General features: G+C 69.7%; 21 protein-coding genes. 9 read left to right on the top strand and 12 right to left on the bottom strand.

Annotated features, from left to right (window positions below; genetic code table 11):
• Nucleotides 1-37 precede the first annotated feature (37 nt).
• Both BG418_RS28130 and BG418_RS28125 read left to right on the top strand, forming a co-directional pair.
• The gene (locus tag BG418_RS28130; RefSeq protein ID WP_188276803.1) at nucleotides 38-1,300 is read left to right on the top strand and encodes an MAB_1171c family putative transporter; all 1,263 of its coding nucleotides are present in this window, start codon (nucleotides 38-40) and stop codon (nucleotides 1,298-1,300) included.
• Complete coding sequence (locus tag BG418_RS28125; RefSeq protein WP_399000579.1) at nucleotides 1,297-1,908, top strand: hypothetical protein; 612 nt, start codon at nucleotides 1,297-1,299, stop codon at nucleotides 1,906-1,908. Before BG418_RS28130 ends, BG418_RS28125 begins: the two co-directional genes overlap by 4 nt.
• Before the next feature lie 357 nt (nucleotides 1,909-2,265).
• Here BG418_RS28125 and BG418_RS28120 read toward each other — a convergent pair whose 3' ends face one another.
• The 3 genes from BG418_RS28120 to BG418_RS28110 form a co-directional block, all read right to left on the bottom strand.
• A complete protein-coding gene (locus BG418_RS28120) occupies nucleotides 2,266-3,891 on the bottom strand; it encodes an MFS transporter (RefSeq protein ID WP_188276802.1) in 1,626 nt (541 codons plus the stop codon).
• 270 nt (nucleotides 3,892-4,161) lie between these two features.
• Complete coding sequence (locus BG418_RS28115) at nucleotides 4,162-4,422, bottom strand: DUF397 domain-containing protein (protein ID WP_188276801.1); 261 nt, start codon at nucleotides 4,420-4,422, stop codon at nucleotides 4,162-4,164.
• Entirely contained in the window at nucleotides 4,382-5,233 is an 852-nt protein-coding gene (locus BG418_RS28110) for a helix-turn-helix transcriptional regulator (protein ID WP_188276800.1), read from the bottom strand. The genes BG418_RS28115 and BG418_RS28110 overlap by 41 nt, the downstream gene beginning before the upstream one ends.
• An 85-nt stretch (nucleotides 5,234-5,318) precedes the next feature.
• Here BG418_RS28110 and BG418_RS28105 point away from each other — a divergent pair, with 85 nt between their 5' ends.
• From BG418_RS28105 to BG418_RS28095, 3 genes are all read left to right on the top strand, one after another.
• Nucleotides 5,319-5,765 (top strand): ATP-binding protein, encoded by a 447-nt coding sequence (locus BG418_RS28105; protein ID WP_399000575.1) that lies wholly within the window; start codon nucleotides 5,319-5,321, stop codon nucleotides 5,763-5,765.
• Nucleotides 5,766-6,112: 347 nt separating this feature from the next.
• Nucleotides 6,113-6,655: a hypothetical protein gene (locus BG418_RS28100; protein WP_188276799.1), complete on the top strand. Its 543-nt coding sequence runs from the start codon at nucleotides 6,113-6,115 to the stop codon at nucleotides 6,653-6,655.
• 71 nt (nucleotides 6,656-6,726) lie between these two features.
• Nucleotides 6,727-7,245, top strand: coding sequence for an EF-hand domain-containing protein (locus BG418_RS28095; RefSeq protein WP_317453779.1), 519 nt, complete (start codon nucleotides 6,727-6,729; stop codon nucleotides 7,243-7,245).
• A gap of 227 nt (nucleotides 7,246-7,472) precedes the next feature.
• On the opposite strand, the gene BG418_RS28090 is transcribed toward BG418_RS28095, so the two are convergent.
• Nucleotides 7,473-8,315, bottom strand: a complete 843-nt coding sequence (locus tag BG418_RS28090; RefSeq protein ID WP_188276798.1) for an SDR family oxidoreductase — start codon at nucleotides 8,313-8,315, stop codon at nucleotides 7,473-7,475.
• Between the two features lie 162 nt (nucleotides 8,316-8,477).
• Here BG418_RS28090 and BG418_RS28085 point away from each other — a divergent pair, with 162 nt between their 5' ends.
• A complete protein-coding gene (locus BG418_RS28085; RefSeq protein WP_188276797.1) occupies nucleotides 8,478-8,975 on the top strand; it encodes a MarR family winged helix-turn-helix transcriptional regulator in 498 nt (165 codons plus the stop codon).
• A 201-nt stretch (nucleotides 8,976-9,176) separates the two neighbouring features.
• Nucleotides 9,177-9,614: a hypothetical protein gene (locus BG418_RS28080; protein WP_188276796.1), complete on the top strand. Its 438-nt coding sequence runs from the start codon at nucleotides 9,177-9,179 to the stop codon at nucleotides 9,612-9,614.
• A 95-nt stretch (nucleotides 9,615-9,709) separates the two neighbouring features.
• Here the strand turns inward: BG418_RS28080 and BG418_RS28075 are convergent, their stop codons facing one another.
• From BG418_RS28075 to BG418_RS28045, 8 genes are all read right to left on the bottom strand, one after another.
• Nucleotides 9,710-10,003 carry a hypothetical protein gene (locus BG418_RS28075; RefSeq protein ID WP_188276795.1) on the bottom strand — a complete coding sequence of 98 codons (294 nt, stop codon included), beginning with the start codon at nucleotides 10,001-10,003 and terminating at the stop codon, nucleotides 9,710-9,712.
• Nucleotides 10,000-10,611 carry a SigE family RNA polymerase sigma factor gene (locus BG418_RS28070; protein WP_188276794.1) on the bottom strand — a complete coding sequence of 204 codons (612 nt, stop codon included), beginning with the start codon at nucleotides 10,609-10,611 and terminating at the stop codon, nucleotides 10,000-10,002. Before BG418_RS28070 ends, BG418_RS28075 begins: the two co-directional genes overlap by 4 nt.
• A gap of 79 nt (nucleotides 10,612-10,690) precedes the next feature.
• Nucleotides 10,691-10,957 carry a hypothetical protein gene (locus tag BG418_RS28065; RefSeq protein WP_188276793.1) on the bottom strand — a complete coding sequence of 89 codons (267 nt, stop codon included), beginning with the start codon at nucleotides 10,955-10,957 and terminating at the stop codon, nucleotides 10,691-10,693.
• 117 nt (nucleotides 10,958-11,074) lie between these two features.
• Complete coding sequence (gene trpS / locus BG418_RS28060) at nucleotides 11,075-12,055, bottom strand: tryptophan--tRNA ligase (RefSeq protein WP_188276792.1); 981 nt, start codon at nucleotides 12,053-12,055, stop codon at nucleotides 11,075-11,077.
• A gap of 233 nt (nucleotides 12,056-12,288) precedes the next feature.
• Complete coding sequence (locus tag BG418_RS40110; protein WP_317453778.1) at nucleotides 12,289-12,420, bottom strand: DUF6126 family protein; 132 nt, start codon at nucleotides 12,418-12,420, stop codon at nucleotides 12,289-12,291.
• A gap of 241 nt (nucleotides 12,421-12,661) precedes the next feature.
• Nucleotides 12,662-13,267 (bottom strand): TetR/AcrR family transcriptional regulator, encoded by a 606-nt coding sequence (locus tag BG418_RS28055; RefSeq protein WP_188276791.1) that lies wholly within the window; start codon nucleotides 13,265-13,267, stop codon nucleotides 12,662-12,664.
• Between the two features lie 114 nt (nucleotides 13,268-13,381).
• Nucleotides 13,382-13,894, bottom strand: a complete 513-nt coding sequence (locus BG418_RS28050; protein ID WP_188276790.1) for a hypothetical protein — start codon at nucleotides 13,892-13,894, stop codon at nucleotides 13,382-13,384.
• A gap of 102 nt (nucleotides 13,895-13,996) precedes the next feature.
• On the bottom strand, nucleotides 13,997-14,404 hold the full coding sequence (locus BG418_RS28045) for a hypothetical protein (RefSeq protein WP_188276789.1): 408 nt from the start codon (nucleotides 14,402-14,404) through the stop codon (nucleotides 13,997-13,999).
• Between the two features lie 83 nt (nucleotides 14,405-14,487).
• Here BG418_RS28045 and BG418_RS28040 point away from each other — a divergent pair, with 83 nt between their 5' ends.
• A complete protein-coding gene (locus BG418_RS28040) occupies nucleotides 14,488-14,733 on the top strand; it encodes a hypothetical protein (RefSeq protein WP_188276788.1) in 246 nt (81 codons plus the stop codon).
• A gap of 83 nt (nucleotides 14,734-14,816) precedes the next feature.
• Nucleotides 14,817-15,842 (top strand): endonuclease/exonuclease/phosphatase family protein, encoded by a 1,026-nt coding sequence (locus BG418_RS28035; RefSeq protein ID WP_223185518.1) that lies wholly within the window; start codon nucleotides 14,817-14,819, stop codon nucleotides 15,840-15,842.
• The last annotated feature ends 31 nt before the right edge of the window (nucleotides 15,843-15,873 follow it).

The following is a 15,873-nucleotide window of genomic DNA, read 5'->3' as shown; positions in this document are numbered from 1 at the left end:
CAACTCCCCCATTCCTGCCCCCGAGGAATCCCCCCGAATGACTCCGCTCGACCTCGCCGGCTATCTCATAGCCGCGCTCATGACCGCCGTCGCCCTGTGGCGTATGCCCGCCGCCCTGTGGGGTGACGAGGACGACAAGCGCCGACGTGCCCTGTGGGGCTGTTACGCCGGGTTCGCCGTGGCCCTGTGGACGAAGACCAAGTTCGTACGCATCACCTTGAACGACAGTGAGGTCACCGACCTCGCCGTGCTCATCAAGCACTACACCGCCACCATCGCGATCCTGGCGATCCTCAGCTACATCGTCGCGATCTACGGGCACTTCCCGGACGAGGGCGCGATTCCGCGGCACGTACGGTTCGCACGGACCGTGCAGCGGGTCGCCGCGAAGGCGTCCGCGGCGACGCTGATCCTGCTCACCGTGCTGTTCTTCACGGTCGTGGACCGGTCCGTGCCGTCCGACCGGTTCGTGTCGAACCACGCGGGGCAGTGGGGCGCGACGCTCTACATGACCGTGTTCTACCTGTACTTGGGCGCGTCCTCGGCGGTCTGCGCGTACCAGTGGGCGCTCGCCACGGCGAACGCGCAGGGGCGGCATCTTCGGGTCGGGCTCGGCATGATGACGTTCGCGATGTTCATCGGTGTCGCGTACACCGTGAGCCGGACGCTGTTCCTGTGGGTCAGCGTCGTCGACCAGCCGAGCAAGTCCTTCGCGCTGCACTTCGACGAGATCACCGAAGCCTCGCAGATCGTGCTGTTCGCGTTCTTCGCGCTCGGCGCGTCGATTCCGGCGTTCAGCAAGGGGTGGCGACGGGTGCGGTTGTGGCGGGCTTCGGCGCGGCTGCACCCTCTCTGGTACGAGCTGATGACGGCGTTCCCGGACCAGCCGTTCGAGCCGCCGGCCTCGCTGTTGCGTGAGCTGACGCGCTTCGACACGCCCGCCGACCTGCGGATCGACCGGTGGGCGGCGGACATCGCGGACGCGGTGGAGAAGCTGCGGCATTACGTGCCGGACGAGTTGGTCGGGGCCGCGAGGTGGGCGGCGGAGGAGGCCGTTCCCGCGTCCGGTGACGAGGCCGGGCCGCTGGCCGAGGCGCACTGGATCAAGGCGGCGCTTGCGGCGAAGGCGGAGGGTGCGGCCGCCGGTCGGGCCGCTGCGGTCGAGCCGCAGCATGCCACCGATCAGGACGGTGAGGTGGCGTGGCTGGTGCGGGTGGCTGCCGCGTACCGGGTGATTCCGTCCGAGGCGACGCGGCGGGTGCTGGCGCGGGTGCGGCCTGTCGAGGGGGCGTCGGCGTGAGCACTGTTGTCGCCCGTACGAGTGGGTTGGACGACCCCTCCCGGCACCCGGTGGCGCTGGCCGTCACCAACGTCCTCCAGCCCCGTAACTGCCTTCTCGTCGGCATGCTCGGCATCGGGCTCGCGGCGGCGGGTGACTGGACGGGGCTGCTGTGGGGCTTCCTCGGGGCGCTGTGCGCGGGGCTGATCCCGGCGGGGTACATCGAGTGGGAGCGGTCGCGTGGGACGTGGGGCGACCGTCATGTGGTCGACCGTACGAAGCGGGCGCCGATCTTCTTCGTGATCCTCGGCTCGATCGGCACGGGCTCTTTGGTCATGGTCGTGTGGGACGCACCCCTCGGCATCCTCGCGGCGATGCTCGCGCTGTGGGTGATGACGATCGGGCTGCTGGTGGTGAACACGGTCTGGAAGATCTCGGTCGACGCGGCCGTGGCGTCGGCGGTGGTGGCGCTGCTGGCCGCGGTGCACTCTGTGTGGTGGCTGCTGGCGTATGCCCTGACGGTCGCGGTGTGCTGGTCCCGTGTACGCCTGCGGTACCACACGGTGGGGCAGGTGGTCGCGGGGGCGGCGCTGGGGGCGACGACGGCGGCAGCGTTCCTGTTTGCCTGAGCCCCTCCCCGCCCCTTCCCTAAACCCTCCGGGAGTGGGTGGGGGTTGAGGTGTGTTTCCCGGGGGCGCAGCCCCCGGACCCCGAGCGGGGGCTGCGCCCCCTGCACCCCGCTTTCTCTGCGGACCGTGCTGGGTTGCTCGCGCAGTTCCCCGCGCCCCTAAGAGGGCCCTCCGGGCCCATCAAGAACCGGGCCCCGCTTGCCCTCGCCCCCAGGAGGGCCCGAAGGGCCCCTTAAGGGGCGCGGGGAACTGCGCGATCAGCCACATACGGTCCGCAGACGAACGACACCCGCCGGAGGCTTTCGGGAAGGGGTGGGGTGGGGAATCGGCCCGCCGCAGGCGACAACACCCGCGCCCTCACATGTGCACCGGCCCCGCATCCCCACCCTCCGTAGGATGCGGATGCGGCGGCCCCTTCCGGTACAGGACCAGGGTCACGACCAGACCCAGCGCGAAGAACCCCGCCGACCACCAGTACGCCGTCGCATAGCTGTGCAGCTGCGCCTTCGCCAGAACGGACGGCGTGGGCTGCTTGCCGACCATGTAATGCGTGGCCGCACTCGTCGCCAGGGTGTTCAACAAAGACGTCCCCACCGAACCACCCACCTGCTGGCTGGTGTTGACCATGGCAGATGCCACACCCGCGTCATGGGCGGCGACACCCGCCGTCGCCAGGTTCATCGCGGGGGCGAAGATCAGACCCATGCCGAGGCCCAGGACCAGCAGCGGCGGCAGGACATGAGGGGCGTACGTGCTGTCGACGTCGAGCGCCGTCATCCACACCAGGCCCGCCGCGCCAAGACCCATACCCAGCGGCACGATCAGCTTCGCGCCCAACCGCGGCACGAACTTGTTCTGCGCGATCACCGACGACGCGATCATCACGATCACCATGGGGATGAAGGCGAGTCCGGTCTTGACCGGCGAATACCGCAGCACCTGTTGCAGGTAGTACGTCAGGAACAGGAACACGCCGAACATCCCCGCGCCCGAGATGAACATCCCCAGGAACGACGCCCCTCGGTCTCGGTCCAGGACCACACGAAGCGGCAGCAGAGGATGGGTCGCGCGCAACTGCCACAGCACGAACGCCACCAGCAGCACCCCGCCCACCGCCAGGAACCCCCACGTCTGCGGTGAACTCCACGCGTGCTTCTCGGCGTTGGAGAAGCCGTACACGATGCAGAACAGGCCCGAGGAGACCAGCAGCGTGCCCGGGATGTCCAGCTTCGGGCGGTCGGCCGGGGCTCCCGGGTGCAGCAGGCGCAGCGCGCCCAGGAACGCCAGTGCCGCGAAGATCAGGTTCACGTACAGGCACCAGCGCCAGTTCAGGTACTCGGTGAGCAGACCGCCGAGCAGCAGGCCCACCGCGCCACCGGTGCCCGCGATCGCGCCGTAGATGCCGAACGCCTTCGCCCGTTCCTTCGGGTCCGTGAACGTCGTCGTGAGCAGGGAGAGCGCCGCCGGTGCCAGCAGCGCGCCGAACATGCCCTGCAGGGCGCGGGCGATCACCAATACCGTGAAGCTCGGTGCCGCGCCACCGATCGCCGACGCCACCGCGAAGCCGATCAGGCCGGTCAGGAACACCGCCTTGCGGCCCACCAGGTCCGCGATACGGCCGCCGAGCAGCAGCAATGAACCGAAGGCCAGGGCGTACGCCGTCACGATCCACTGGCGGTTGCCGTCGCTGAAGCCGAGATCGCGCTGCGCGGAGGGCAGCGCGATGTTCACGATGGTGGCGTCCAGCACCACCATCAGCTGCGCGAGGCCGATGACCGCCAGGACCAGCCAACGGTGTTCGTGGGCGGCGCCCAGGTGGGACGACGGGGGCGCGGCGGCCACGGCCGCGCCCGCGCCCCGCGACGGCCGCCCGTCCGGACTCACGTCACCGATGACCGCTTCGGCGCTCGCCTCCGGCGCCGAAGCGGCCGCTATCCGTGCCGCCCTGGCCTCCTCGACGGCGTCCTCCGTGTGACGGCCCATGGCGTACGACACCTCCGTAGCGGGGAAAGTCCCTTTTCCGACGCTAAGTGGAGGTGAGGCGTTCCGCCACGCGAGTGACGGATGGGGTGACGTGGAGCGACACAGGGTTACGTGAGGTGGCGTGAAGTACCGACGGCGGCAGCCGACGATGGGGGCCGTCGCGCTCGGCGGGCGGTCCGAGCGCGACGCACGCCACAGTGTCCGGCAGGACCCAGCCCGCCGCCAGGGTCGCCTGTGCGAGTGCGGAGGCGGCTCTGACGGTCCCCAGGTTCAGAGCGTACGTACGAACGCGGTGAAGGCGGCGGGGCTGATCGTGAACGCCCCGCCGTCGGGGTTCTTGGAGTCACGGACTGCGATGCGGTGGGGCTGGGTGGCGATTTCGACGCACTCGCCGCCGGTGTCGCTGCTGTACGACGACTTCTGCCAGGTGGCAGCGCCGAGGGGCGCGCACTCGACGCAGTCCCCGCCGGTGCTGCTGCTGTAGGACGACTTACGCCAAAGGGCGCCGGTCAAGTCCTGAATGGTCCCCATAGCGTTCCTCCATCACTCGCGTGATCAATGCCGCCGAGTCCTCTACAGAGAGAGCGGTGGCCTGCAAGTGATCGTAACTGAGTGAACCCTCCCTGATAGCTTGCGGATTGGCCGTCATATGGCCCTGCACGAAGTCCTCGGTGTAGACGACGTCCGGGTCGTCCTCGAACCGCAGGAGGTTGAACGAGCCGGGCAGCCCCGCGTGAGCGCCGACCGTGAATGGCAGGACCTGAAGCTTCACCCATTCCCGCTGCTTGTTCGCGTGCAGCAGGTGCTGAAGCTGGGCGCGCATGACGTCGCGGCCGCCGATCTCCTGATGCAGCACCGCCTCGGTCAGGACCGTCCAGATCAGCGGCGGGGTGTCACGATCCAGGATCCGCTGACGTTCCATGCGAGCCTCGACGAGCCCGTCGATGTCGCTGTCGGGCCGGACACCGAGTACGGCACGGGCATAGTCCTCGGTCTGAAGCAGCCCGTAAACCACTTCGGTCTGGAACGTGTTGATGAACGTCGCCCGCGCCTCCATCTCCGCGTACTGCTGGAACCACGACGGCAGCACACTCCGCAGGACCAGCCCCACCAAGCGGCCGAAGAAGCCCTCGGTGAGGAGCGCGGCGTCGAGGCGGTCGGAGAGTTCCCTCGTGGGGATCTTGCGGCCGGTCTCGATCTGGCCGATCAGCGACGCCGCGCAGAAGATGCATTTGCCCAGCTGTTCCTGGGTCATACCGGCTCCCTCGCGTTTGCGACGCAATTCGGAACCGTAGTAGTCCAGCGGCGAGGCGCTGGGATCGAGGTCTCGGATGTTGACCATGACTAAGGGTCACCCCCAACCGCACGAAGTGAGCTGGATTTTCAGCCCGTAGCCGAGCGTAACCAGATCAACTCACTCTGGTGACGTGAATCACGCAACTCACCCCTTCGAGGCGGCAGTTGGGAGGCGCTACGGAATGAACCTCACCGTCGGCGACCACTCGGCCCGGCATCTGCGCCGGATTCTCCGCCAGTACCTGACCAGTTGGTCCATGACCGTGCTGGCCGACGCCGCGGAGCTCGCGCTGACCGAGCTGGTGGCCAATGTCGTACGCCATGTGCCGGGCAGCCACTGTCAGGTGCTGCTGCTCGCGCGTGATCGCGGCATTCGTGTCGAGATCACGGACGACTGTCCGAAGCTGCCGACTCCGCCTCGGCGGCCCACGGCTCTGTTCGACGAAGTGGCCGAACTCCCGGAGTCGGGGCGGGGGTTGCTTCTCGTGGCGTCGGTGGTGGATCGGTGGGGGGTGCTGCCGCATCTGTGGGGCGGGAAGACGGTGTGGTTCGAGTGTGATGTGCGACCGCCGGGGTGAGGCTGCGGACCGTGCTGGGTTGCTCGCGCCCACGCGGCGGAGCCGCAAATCGACACAGCCCCGCGCCCCTTTGCCCCCACCCCGCCCCTTCCCGAAAGCCCTGCGGGCGTCGGGTTCTTCAACTGCGGGCCGGTGGGGGCTTGTCGCGCCCACGCGGCGGAGCCGCAAATGTCACAGCCCCGCGCCCCTGAAGGGCGCGTGGCCGGAAGACGTCCACTCGGACGGGTGCACTTGGGCGCGGGCGGCCTGAAGGGGCGGTGGTGACGGTAAGCCATGTCCTGCCGGTCGGGGCGTGCGGTGCGCGTGGCCGACGGCTTGTTTCTCGACCTATGGAAGTGAGTGGACGCATGCTCCGTCGTACACGACGCGTGATCTTCGGCCTCGGCCTCGTTCTCGGCTCGGTTCTCGTCGCGCCTTCCGCCCAGGCGCACACCGTCCCGGTGGTCGGCCTGGCGGACCTCACCTGCCTCGTCGGCAGCCAGACCGGTCACTACCAGCCGGGCCTCACCTTTACGCCCCGGCCCACGTCGTTCACCGGGCAGGGCAGCGTGTCGGGGTGTGTGGATCTGACCGGGCACGGCATCACCGGTGCGTCGTTCACCACCCAGGGCAGTGGGACCGCGAGTTGCCTCACCGGCACCGTCTCCAGCCGGACGACCTACTACTGGAGCGACGGGCGGTCCAGCGCGGTCAGGAACACCGGGGCGATCGAGGTCAAGCCCAATGGCATCACCGTGCTCGTGCTGACGGGCACGGTGGAATCCGGGGAGTTCACCGGTGCCACGGTCGTGCAGACCAAGACCCTGCTCAGCACCGATCTGACCGCGTGCCTGACGCCCCAAGGGCTGACATCGGCGGGCGGGCCGGTCACCGTGACGCTCACCCCGTAACGGCACCACTGCGATCCCGGTTTCCGTAACGCACTGCCCGAGCCGGTACCAACCTGATGAAAGGAACTTCAGTGGACGACACCCTCGCGAAGCGACGCGTTTTCGCCATGCTGGACGCGGACGGAGACGGCATCGTTTCGCGACACGAGTACCTCGCGCGTACCAAACACGTGGTGGCGGCGACGGGACGCAAAGAGGACGACCCCCTGGTCATCGCCGCACGCGTGGCGGGCGAGCAGGCCTGGGCATCGATGGACGCGAACGGCGACGGAGGGGTGACCTTCGACGAGTACGCGGCGTGGGCAGGGGACGAGGCGTTCGCCAGCGTCTGCGCGCCCACGCTCGGCGCGCTCTTCGACCTCGCCGACGCCGATGCGGACGGCGCCCTGACCCGGTCGGAGTTCACCGTGCTGCGCGAGGCCCTGGGCAATCCCGCCGACCATGCTCACGCCGCGTTCGACGCGCTGGACACCGACGGGGACGGGCGCATCAGCCGCGAGCAGTACCTCGCGTCGATCCGCGATCACGTCACCGGAGAGGGGTCTCCGATGGGCGACGCCCTGTACAGCGAAGTGAAGACGGTGTCTTAGCCGTCGACTTAGCGGTCGCCGCCCGACGACCGTGATCAGCGGGTTTCGAGGTTGTCAGTCATGCGTTCCAGGACGCTGACGGCCGTGCGGTACTCCTCCGTGGTGATGCCGGTCATGGACAGCTCTCGGAACGCGCTGATCCGGTCCTCGACGTCGACGAGGCGTCGGCGGCCGTTCGCGGTGAGCTCCAGTCGGCCGGGCCGAGCAGGGCGTGGGAGCGGCGGCGGTCAGCGCGCGGTGAACGCGGCGGCGTTCTCCGTCGCCCACTGCCGGAAGGTGCGCGCGGGCGTGCCGAGCAGGGTTCGGGTGGTGTCGGCGATGGGGGCCGGACCTGCGGACGCGGCGGCCCAGAGGGCGAGCAGGGAGCCGACCGTCGGGGCGGGCATGAAACGGCCCATCTGCTGCTCGGCCTGCTCGTGGGTGATCGTCTCGACGCGGATGTCGCGGTCGAGGACCTCGGACAGGACGCCGATCTGCTCGCGGAAGGTGAGGGACTGGCAGCCGGTGAGAGTGAGCGCGCGCCCGCGGAGGGCGGTGCCGGTCAGGGCTTCGACGGCGATGTCGGCGATGTCCTCGGGGTGGATGGTCGCGATGTGCGCCTCGGGGTAGGCGAGTTGGATCGGCAGGTCGTGCCCGATGAAGTAGGACCAGCCGAGGGCGTTGCTGGCGAAGGCGTCCGGGCGCAGGAAGGTGCAGGGCAGGCCGGACGCGGTCAGGGCGCGCTCGACGAGGAGGCTGTGCGAGGCCAGCGGGTCGGTCTCGGCGTCGGGGGCCAGGACCGAGGAGGACGACAGCAGGACGACGTGCTCGACGCCGGCGGCCCGTGCGGTCTCGACGAAGGCGTCGATGCCGTCGGGCTGGGGATAGAGGAAGACCTGGCGTACGCCGTCGAGCGCGGCCGGGAAGGTCTCGGGGCGGCTGAGGTCGACTTCGGCGACCTCGACACCGGTCGGGACGACCAGCTCGGCGGGCTTGGCGCTGGCGGCGCGAACGGGCAGGCCGGCGGCGTGCAGACGGTTGATGACGGCCTGGCCGACCTTGCCGCGGGCGCCGGTGATGAGGGTGGTCATGGGAACTCCAGAGGTTCGCGAAGCAGGTCTACGAAGCAGGTCTGCGAGGCAGGTTTACGAAACAGGTTCGTGAAGCATGCTTGTCGGCATATGCATGCTTGCATGCACGTAATTTCATGTCAACACATGCCTTCTGAAGCTCATGGACATTACGATGGGTGCATGACGACGAACGAGCCGCAGACGGCCGAGGAGCTGCTGGACGCCGTGGGTCCCGCGTTCTCCAAGCTGCGCCGCACCTCGCTGCTGGAGGTCGAGAACCCCATCTCGGCCAAGGACCTGGGCCGCACCCTGGTCCTGAACATCGTCCTGGAGCACACCCGGGACTCCGACAAGGAGATCACCGTCGGAGCGGTGGCCGAACTCCTCGCCGTCGACCCCTCGGTCGCCAGCCGGATGGTCACCGACAACATCAAGGCGGGCTACCTGATCCGGGCCGCCTCCCAGCAGGACGGCCGCCGCACCGTCCTCCTGCTCAGCCCCGAAGGCGCCGACCTCATGGCGCGCTTTCGGCGCCACCAGCGCGCGGCGTTCGAGTACATCACCGCCGACTGGGCCGAGCGCGACCGCCTGGAGTTCGCCCGCCTGATGCTCAAGTACGTCGGTTCCCTCGGTGAGTTGAACGATCGCCGCGTGGCTGAGGATGCCAAGGGATCCTGACCGGGTCCGCGGCCAGGCGTGAGCCCAGCGTTCACGCCGTGGCGTGGGACGGCGCACGAGGTTACGTACGCCCTATCCGTGCTTCCGCACGCCCTGTTCACCGGGCTGGTCACCGTGCGCGTCCCGCAGGACACTCCGAGCACTGCGGGGTCCGCGCACAGCACCCGCACTTGCGGCCCCGCGGTCGCGAAAGGAACAGCCATGCGCAACGCAAGATCACGTCTCTCCGCACTCGCCGCCCTGCTGCTGACCGTTGCGGCAGTGACCGCCTCCGCCCCGCCCGCCGGCGCGGTGGACGGCCTGAACATCCGCATCGACCGCATCGACGTCCTCGCACACCGCCCGTTCAACGTCCACGACGCTCTCCTCCACACGGACCTCGGGGCCCTCGAAACCGTGAACGCCGCGGTGTTCGACGGCGGGGTGGATGTCGGCGAGGGAGTCGTCGTAGAACCCGGCAACGGCGGCACCGAGACGCTCGACATCCCGCTGACCGTGGACATCGGCTTCGTCAACTCCGGTGACCATCCCACGGTGGTGGCGTCCGTCCTTCAGGCCGACGGCGGCGCGGAGACGGTGACGCACACGTTCACGTTCACCTGCCACCTCAACGCGCTGGGCACGGGCTCCTGCTCGTAGCGCTCGTCTGCGGCCAGTAGGTGGTTGCTCGCGCAGTTCCCCGCGCCCCTCAAATGGGCCCTTCGGGCCCTCCTAGGGGCGCGGGTCCGCAGCTTCTACGGGGTGTCGATGACCCGGGGGGACTGTTCGGGCGGGGACGGCGCGGGTTCGGTGATACGCGGCGTGTGGGCGGGCAGGGTCGGGGGCGGCGAGGTGGCGGGGAGCGCCAAGAGGTACACGGCCGTCACAGCAGCGGCGGCGCCGAGCACCGCGTACGTGACCCGGCGTACCCTCCGGACTCCCCAACTGCGGCCCTGCGGTGGGGCGTTACGGCTCAGGTCGTGGTGGGTGACCAGTTCGGCTCGGGCGGACAGGGCGGCCCGAATGCGGTCCTCGGCGTTCGGCTTCATCGGGGCGTCCCCAGCTTCCTCTCCAGGATGTCCAGCGCGCGGCTCGCCGTGGACTTCACCGTGCCGCGCGCGAGCCCGAGCGTCTGCGCGATCTGCGCCTCGGTCAGCTCGGACCAGTAGCGGAGGACCAGAACCTCTCGTTGACGATTCGTCAGTTCGCCCAGCGCGTCGAGCACTTGGCGATGCTCCTCCGCGAGCAGCAGGCCCTCGTCCACCGGTGGACCGGGGTTCTCGTGGGGCGGGATGTACGCGCGAGCCGTGCGGCGGCGGCGCAGTACGGAGCGGGACGCGTTGACCACGGCGGTGTGGAGGTAGGACCCCGGGTCCTTCAGGCCGTCCAGGGACGTGCCATATCTGCGGCACATCGCGGCGAACGCGTCCTGGACCACGTCCTCGGCGGTGGGGAGGTCGTCGACGAGGAACAGTGCGAGGCGCACCATGTCGAGCCGCCGCGCCACGTACAGCTCGGTGAGCGTGGGTGGCCTGTCGTCGTGGGACGTTGCGGACGCCCACGGGCCCCGGACCAGGGTTCTTGTGACCCCGGTCCGGGACATGCGGGCGAGCAGCCTGGACCACCAGGGGTGCGCGGCGGGAATCGCGTACTGCATTGGCCTCTATTCGTTCTTCTGCGGACCGTGCTCGGCTGGTCGCGCAGTTCCCCGCGCCCCTAAAAGCAGGCTGCCGCTGCTACTTCGTAGTGCCGTTGCCCGGCTTGATCACCTTGGGGGCGTTGTCGGACTGGGCCTTGCCCTCGTCCGCGACCTTCGGGGTGGCGGTCTTGGCCGTCTTGGCGGGGGCCGACGTGCCGGGGGTCGTCACGGACGGCTTGCCGCCGCCCGAGTCGGCGACGGCCGCCTGCGCGGCGAAGCCGCCGCCGAGGAGTACCGCGAGGCCGGTGACGGCGCCCAGGACTCGGGGGCTGGGACGGAGGTTCCGCTTGGCGTGCGTGGACATGGGACTCTCCTGTGTGAAGTGAGGAAGTGACGGTGATCTGAAGGGCGCCTTCACACCACCAGACGTCCGGCCCCGGCCAGGGTTGCGACCTCGTACGAGAAAGTTCCGGGTCGTCGGTTACCGGAAGCCGCCCATCGCCGCCCGCACCTCGTCCAGCGTGGTTTCCGCGATCGCGTTGGCGCGCTTGTTGCCCTCGCGCAGGACCTCTCGTACGTACGTGAGGTCCTGCGCGAGCTCGGTGCGGCGGGCGCGGAGCGGGGCGAGGAAGGTGTTCACCGCGTCCGTGACCGTGCGCTTCAGCTCGGCCGCGCCGCCGTCGCCGATCTCGGCGGCGAGCTCGTGCGGGTCGCGGTCCTGGCAGAGCGCGGCGATGTCGAGCAGGGCGGAGACGCCGGGGCGGGTGGCGGGGTCGTAGGTGATGCGGCGGTCGGCGTCGGTGACGGCTCGGCGTACGACGGCGGCGGTCTCGTCAGGGGTCGCGCCCAGGGGGATCGAATTGCCCCGGGACTTGCTCATCTTGCCGCCGTCCGTGCCGAGCAGGAGGGGCGTGGACGAGAGCAGGGCCTCGGGCTCGGGGAAGACGTACCCGTAACGGTCATTGAAGCGGCGCGCGATCGTGCGCGTGATCTCCAGGTGCGGGAGCTGGTCCTGGCCGACCGGGACGACGTCGGGTTTGCAGAACAGGATGTCGGCGGCCTGGTGGACCGGATACGTGAACATCAGCCCGCTGACGGCGGATTGGCGCGAGTGCGCGATCTCGTCCTTGACGGTGGGGTTGCGGTTCAGCTCGGCGACGGAGACGAGGCTGAGGAAGGGGAGGAGGAGTTGGTTGAGGGCGGGGACCGCGCTGTGGTTGAAGATCGTTGCGCGGGTTGGATCGATCCCCGCCGCCAGATAGTCCAGGACCAGGCCCTCTGTGTGGGTCACCAGGTTCTCGGCCAGGTCTCTGTCGGTGATCACCTGGTAGTCGGCGATCACGAGCAGGACCTCGGCGCCCTCGTTCTGGATGCGTACGCGGTTCTGGAGCGTGCCGAAGTAGTGGCCGAGGTGGAAGGGGCCGGTGGGGCGGTCGCCGGTGAGGAGTCGCTGGCTCGGCATTTTCTGGGGTCCTCTCTGGGGTGCGGTGGCGGCGTCGGGGACGGCCACGGTCGCCCAGAGGGGGCGGGGTGCATGCCGGGCATGCGAAAGGGCCGTCCGTGTCGAACGGCCCTGGTCATGCGTGTGACGTGGCCGCTCCTAGGAGGAGCGCCACCAGCAGAGATTGCTGCACCGCATGTCGGTCATGTGTGTGAGTGTGCCATAGGCACCGGAGGTGCGGGGAGGGTTTGTGGCTACTTGTGGGCGTGCTGGCCCACGTAGAAGAGGAGCCAGACGAAGCCTGCGAAGAGGTGGGTGCCGAAGATGTAGAAGCCGGCGCGCAGTGCGATGCCGCGCTCCTTGCTCTTCTCTTCGTCCTCGGCCACGGTGGCCCTCCTTCGGGGTGCGTCCGCTCCAGGGTACGGGTCGCTCCGCGTGGGGTGCCGATCTTTCGTGTGCGGACCGTGCTGGGTTGCTCGCGCAGTTCCCCGCGCCCCTAAAAGCCAAAGGACCGGCCGTCGGGTGGGTGCGGACCGTGCTGGGCTGGTCGCGCCCACGCGGCGGAGCCGCAAAATGACACAGCCCCGCGCCCCTGAAGGCACCACACCGCAGCGCAACCGAAGAGGATCAAGGACTTTCCGGCTGGAGCGAGCGCCAGATTCTGTCTGGGAGGATCTTTGCCGCCTCTGCCAGGTCTATGCCCGTGTACGTCGGGGCCAGCCAGCGGCGGGCTGTCTCCGCTACCGGGCCCAGGATCAGGACGTCGATCAGGGGGGCCGGGAGCGGGGCTATCTCGCCCGCCTCGATTCTTGGGCGCATCCACTCCACCAGGCCCCGCAGCGCGTTCTCCTTCGCCGCGCGGATCTGGTCGGTGTGGGTGGCGAGGTAGCCGGAGTACGCGGAGGCGTGGAGGAACAGGGCCGCGTCGGGGTGCTCCTCCGTGAAGCGGAGGTATGTCGTCACGATTGCGCGTACCCCCGTACGGGCCGTACGCGCGCGGGACAGCGCCGTCGTCATCTCCGCGAACAGCTGCTCCATGCAGCGCGTGTAGAGCGCGGCGGCGAGACCGTCGAAGCTGCCGAAGTGGTGGTAGAGGCTGCCGAGGCTGACCCCACTGGCCGTGGTCACCGCGTTCACGGTGAAACCCTGCTGGCCGGACTCCGCGTACACGCTCAGCGCGGTGGTGAGCAGCCGGTCGACGGTGGCTTCACCGCGTGGTTGTCTAGCCACCATGCCCCGAAGTCGTGGGTGCGGGAACGTACTTGGTACTGCGGTGCTGCGCGCTGCCCTCCGCCATGGCGGTCAGCCTAACGCAGTCGACCACCCTCATTGGTCTAGAAATATGTTCTAGAACGTTGCTCCGTTTTCGTACGCCCTCAGTACGTCCCGCAAGTGGTTGTCCGGGTCCCGCAGGAACAGCGCCAGGAGCTCGTCCAGCGGGTCGCACAGCGGCCAGTCCGACTCGTACAGGTCCTCCCGCTCCCGCAGTTCCGCCAACTCCTCCTCCGTCAGGCGGTCCTTGGGGAGCGTGACCAGCGGCTGGGGCCTGGTGGGGCGGCCGGGTTCGGGGTCGGGCGCGCACTTCCACACCGCACCGAAGCCGCGCACCTGCACCTCACCCAGGTACCAGGCCGCCACCTGCAGGAACGGGGTATCGGCCGCCTCGTCCGCCGCCTCGTACGAAGCGAATCGGCCGCGCACCAGGTCTTCGAGAGCGTCGAGGGAAGCCGGATTGAAGTCCCAGGTGCGCGGCGCCTGTTCGAGCACCTCGCACCACGCCGGGAACGCGTCCCGCTGCCGGTCCAACCAGTCGTTCAGGCGGGGATTGTCCGACCACTCGGGGCTGTCGATCGCGTCCATGGGTCCGGATCCTATGGCCGCACATGCCTGAGTCTGATCACGAGCTAGCCGAGGACCGGCCCCGCCTACGTACGGGGCCGGTCCTCCCCCGTTTTGCCGGGGCTAGTCCTCCCGTGTGTAGAACACGTAGAACGCCGCCGCGAACATCGCGCCGCCGAGCAGCGCGCCCATCATCGACGCGCCGAAGACGCTCTCGCCGGACTGGGCGTACAGGAAGCCCGTGCCCGCGCCGAACAGGGCGCCGAACGCCGCGCCGCGTACCTCGCGCATCAGGCGGCCCTGGATCATCAGCAGGCCGAGGCCCAGGGCGGCGATCACGATGCCGGAGACGAGGCCGAGCCCGATGTTCGCGGCGGTCACATCGCCGCCCCGGCGGTTGATGGAGGCGGCCCAGAAGCCGTAGAAGATCCCGATGACCACGGGCGTGGCGATCAGGGCCGAGGGCAGGCGGGTGCGGGACGCCGGGCGCGTCCGGGCCGGTCCCGCCGGCATGGCGGCGTGTGCGGACATGGCGGCACTCCTTCCACTCCACTCTTCCCCCATACAGCCCACACCCGCGCGCCCCGACCGGCAACCCGGGGTTCGCTGGACCCGTGCGACTCTCCTTCACCGCCGCCGGACTCGGCCTCGCCGCAGGCGGCCTCGGCCTGCGCGGTCTGGTCGCCCTCGGCCGCGTCCTGACCATCGCCGACCTGCCCGCGTACGGGGACCCGGACGTCGCCGCCGACGTCTACGACGCGCTCACCGGCGTCCTGTCCACCACCGCGTGGTGCGCGGTCGCGACGGGCCTCGCCCTCGCGCTGACGGCCTGGTTCGGCGGCCGCGTCGGCAGGTCCTGACCATGGCCGGGGCTACGCCAATCCGGCCTCCCCGGCGGATACTTCAGGTCTGACGCGCACCCGCCGACCGGGAGGGCATCGACTTGGACACCGTGGGCACCGCGCCGACCTCACCCTCGACGGACGCTCCGGTTCAGGAGCCCGGGCGCGGGCACCCCTGGCGGCGGGCCGCCGCCGTCCTCGCCGCGCTGCTGCTCGCGCTGGTCAGCGCCGTGGTGGGGTGCCGGATCGCCGGGTCCGACGGGGTCACGCCGGTGCCGCAGCTGCTCGCCTTTCTGCCGTGGCTGCTCGTGCCGGGCGCGGTCGCGCTGCTGCTCGCCGCGTTCGGGCGGTGGCGGACCGGGATGGCGTGGGCTGTGGTCGCGCTCGCGGTCACCGGCTGGTTCACCCAGCCGTACGGAGCCGAGACCACCCGCCCCCAGGGCCAGGTCCTCGCCCAACTGCGCATACTGACCTCCAACACCGAATTCGGCTGGGCCACCGACGACTTGATCGCCACCGTGCGGCGCGAGAAGCCGGACATCGTCTTCGTCGAGGAGTGCGCCTTCGTCTGCGCGGACGCGCTTGAGCAGCGGGTGCCGAAGGCCGACTACCCGTACCGCGATGTCGTACGCGAGGACGGCTCGGCCGGGTCCGCGATCCTCAGCCGCTTCCCGCTGCGGGACGCGCCCGTGATCCCCTCCGAGATGGCGATGCCGGGCGCGGTGGCGGTGATCGGGGGCAAGGACGTACGGCTCCAGCTCGCGCACCCCATGCCGCCGCTGCCGGGCGAGGAGGCGAAGTGGCGGCGGGAGCTGGGGCGGGTGCGGGACTTCGCGGCGGCCTCGAAGGGGCAGGCGGTGATCCTCGCCGGGGACTTCAACGCCACTCAGGACCACGCCCTGTTCCGCTCGGTCCTGGACGCGGGCGCCCTGCACGACAGCGCCCGCCTCACCGGCCACTCCCGTACGTACTCCTGGCCCGCCGACCGCACCACGCCCTTCCGCACCCAGATCGACCATGTGCTGGTCAGCGGGCGGGACTTCAAGGCCACCGCGTCCCGCTTCCTGACCGTGCGCGGCACGGATCACCGGGCACTGCTGGTGGACCTGTCGCTGTACGGAGGGTGATGCTCCGGGGTGCGCCGGGCGCCGGGGTGGG

The sequence above is a fragment of the Streptomyces sp. CBMA152 genome (assembly GCF_014596475.1).
Lineage (GTDB): Bacteria > Actinomycetota > Actinomycetes > Streptomycetales > Streptomycetaceae > Streptomyces.
Note: the sequence above shows the minus strand (reverse complement) of the source record. Positions and strands in the feature narration are given on the sequence as shown.